Origin of the sequence: Streptomyces sp. PH10-H1 (assembly GCF_030063355.1) — a bacterium.
In the GTDB taxonomy this organism is placed as follows: Bacteria; Actinomycetota; Actinomycetes; order Streptomycetales; family Streptomycetaceae; genus Actinacidiphila.
Map to the genome: position 1 here is coordinate 1 of NZ_JASISZ010000177.1, position 2,923 is coordinate 2,923.

Below are 2,923 nucleotides of genomic sequence, written 5' to 3' on the forward strand. Positions count from 1 at the left end.
AGCAGCCCGACCGCAATCCGGTCCGACAACCGCTCATCCGTCTCCGGCTTGACCTGCCCAGGCCGTGGCATCCAGGCACCTCCTGGACCCCACGCTACCAGCAGCGAGTCTTAAGTCACTGGTATTGGTGCTAAGCCGGATCATCGGCCAGTTCCGAGACGCCCGTGATGCGGTGCAGCGCGAAGGTGCGGACCTCGTCGGCGGTGTGGTCGTAGGCGGTGACGAAGCCACCCTCGACGCGCACCGGGCCGATGACGCGCTGGCTCGCGGCGCCGTCCGCGTTGACGTAGCCGATCCAGAGCGAGTCGCCGGTCAGTACGGCGGCCTGCATCGTGGCGAGGGTCTCCGCGGCGGCGGTACGGGGCAGCCCGCCGTTGCCCGTGTGTGCGGGCACGCTCTCGCGGTGCACGGCCGTCGAGGCGTGGTCGCCGGCCCGGATCGCCTTGACGGCGGCGCCGAGCAGCGTGCCGTTCGGCGCCGGCGGGCCGTCGGTGACCGGCGTCGGCGCGGCCCGCCGCGGGGTGCGGACGGCGTCTGCGCGGGTGATGACGACATCGCCGTCGGCGGACTCGGCGGCGGGCGCGAAGCCCATCGCACGGAGGCGTTCCAGCAGAGTGTCGGGCGCGGTCTGGGCCGCGAGCACGGTCGGCGCGAGGCGACGCAGACCGAGACCGTGGGCCCGGCGGTCCGCCAGCAGCTCGCTGAGCAGCGTGTCGTCGTCGCATCGCAGGTACGCGGCCGCCACTCCGACGCGCAGCCGGCCGTGCTTGCGGGCCACATCGTCGATCAGATAGCTGAGCGGCTGCGGTACGGGCGTCCGTGAGCGCTCGGCGAGGAAGGTATGCAGGTCGGCGGCCGTGCGTCCCGCGTCGAGCGCCCGCCGCACGGACTCCGGCGTGAACCGGTAGACCGTCGCCCCGCCCTTGGATTCGATGTCGGCCAGCACGCCGATCATCTCCGCGAGCGGTGCCTCCAGCGGGCCGGGGGCCACCGCGGTGAGGTCTGCCTGCAGCAGCACGTGGTCGAGGGGCTGGGGGAGGAGCGGAGCGAGGCGGTTCGCCGCGCTCGCGGCCGCCGCCGCGGCTTCGGCGGGGGTGGTGACCCCCGCGGGCACCGACGCCGGGGCCGCGGACGTCGTGGTGGTCGTGGACGTCCCGGCGGTTGTGGGGGTCCCGGCGGTGCCGGAGGCGTTCCGGCGGCGCGGCACCGCCGGGGCGGGTCCGAGCAGGGAGCGTGCGTGGCCGGCGAGGGCGCCGCGGCCGGTGAGGCCGAGGAGTTCGGCCTCGGTGACGGTCCAGCGCAGCAGCTCCGCGCGCAGCGCGTCCGTCCCCGCGCCGCCGCGCAGCGGCCGGTCCCAGCGCAGCCGGTCGAGCAGCTCGGCGGGGGCGGCGGAGGCCCCTTCGGGGAGCGTCGCGAGGAGGCCGAGGACGCGCCGCCGGACCTCGGGCGCGAGGGAGCGGTCCAGATCGGGACCGAGCGCGGACAGCGCGCGGCCCTTGGCGTCGCGGGTGCCGACCAGGCCCGGCGTGCGGGTGGCGGCCAGCCACGCCGTGGCGAGCACCGTCCACCGTTCCTGCGCGGGCAGCCGCAGCCAGTCGTCGGACGCGGGCGTCGGCGCGTATGCCTCGTCCAGCTCGCCGTCCGAGGCCAGCAGCCCCGCCGCGTACGCCAGCTCCAGCCAGAACGCGGCCAGCGCCTCGGACACGTCCAGCGCCGTCGCCACCCGCTTCAGGTCGCGGACGCTGACCCCGCCCGCCCGCATCACCGGCGGGCCGCCGGTCTCCCACGCCTTGAGCAACTCCTCGACCGTCTGTACGGCGCTGAACGCCTGCCCGGCGGCGGTTCCGTCCACAGCCTGTGGAGAGTGTTCGACGGGCGTGAGCGCCGGTGCCGCCGGCTCGACCACGCGGTGCGCGCGGCCCGCCCGCAGGTGCAGTGCCGCCTCGCGGGGGAGTACGACGTTGTGCTGCCCGGCGGGCAGCAGCAGCCCGCGCGCGAGCAGCCACTGCACGGGCGTGGTCGCGGTGGCGGCCCGTACCGGCGCGATCGCGTCGGCCACTTCGCCGTACGGCGGGCCCCACGCCAGCTTCCCGAGCGCCCCGGTCGCGCCCTCGGGCGCCCCGCCCAGCAGCTTCTTCATCCGCTTCCGGTCGCGGAACAGGTCGGCCAGCGCCGCCACCGCGCTCATCGGGTCGTGCGTGGCGGGCAGCCCCACATCCGCGAGGATCTCCTGCAGCCGGGCCGGCGACATGCCGGACGTGGCTTCCGCCACGGACGGACCCAGTCCGGTGGGCGACGGCACCGAGGCGGACGGCGCCAGCAGATCGCGCGCGGTACGCACCAGCCGCAGCCGGTCGTCACCGCCCCACACCAGCCCCTGCTCCCGCAGGCACTCCACGGCACGCGGCAGCGCCGCGTCCGTCGCCTTGTCCGCCGCGTCGCCCGTCATCAGGGCGCGCAGCACCGCGTACGGGCCGCCGTCCGGCATCACCGCCAGCGCCTCGGTGGTCTGCAGCGTGAACCGGTCGAGCCGCTCCAGCGCCCTGACGACCGACGCGCGGGTCGCTGCGCGCGTGGCGAGCTGCGTCAGATCGTTCGGCACCGGACTGAGCAGGTCGGGGCGCGCACGCAACAGCGCCGCCAGCGCGTCGTCGCCGCGGGCCCGCAGATCCTCTGCCAACGTGCGCGGTGCGCTGCCGGTCACAATCGGGTCCCGGCTTGCTCGGTGGTCATCCGTCCCACATTACCGGTCCCCCCGCCTACCGGGTCGCCTGCGGCGGGCTTGCGGGTTTGTCCCGGTCCTGCGCGGCGGGTCCGGGCGTGCGTGCGTTCCGTCGGAGGCGGTGTGGTCCGGGGGCGTGCCGGCCTGCCCCCGCGCCCGTGGCCGGTGGCCGCCCGTCCGGCGGGCCGTTCCCCACCCACC

1 protein-coding gene is annotated in these 2,923 nt (G+C 76.2%); it reads right to left on the bottom strand.

Going from position 1 to position 2,923, the window contains the following annotated elements:
* Positions 1-130: 130 nt before the first annotated feature.
* Positions 131-2,704, bottom strand: coding sequence for a helicase-associated domain-containing protein (locus QMK24_RS40935; protein ID WP_283471994.1), 2,574 nt, complete (start codon positions 2,702-2,704; stop codon positions 131-133).
* Between the last annotated feature and the right edge of the window lie 219 nt (positions 2,705-2,923).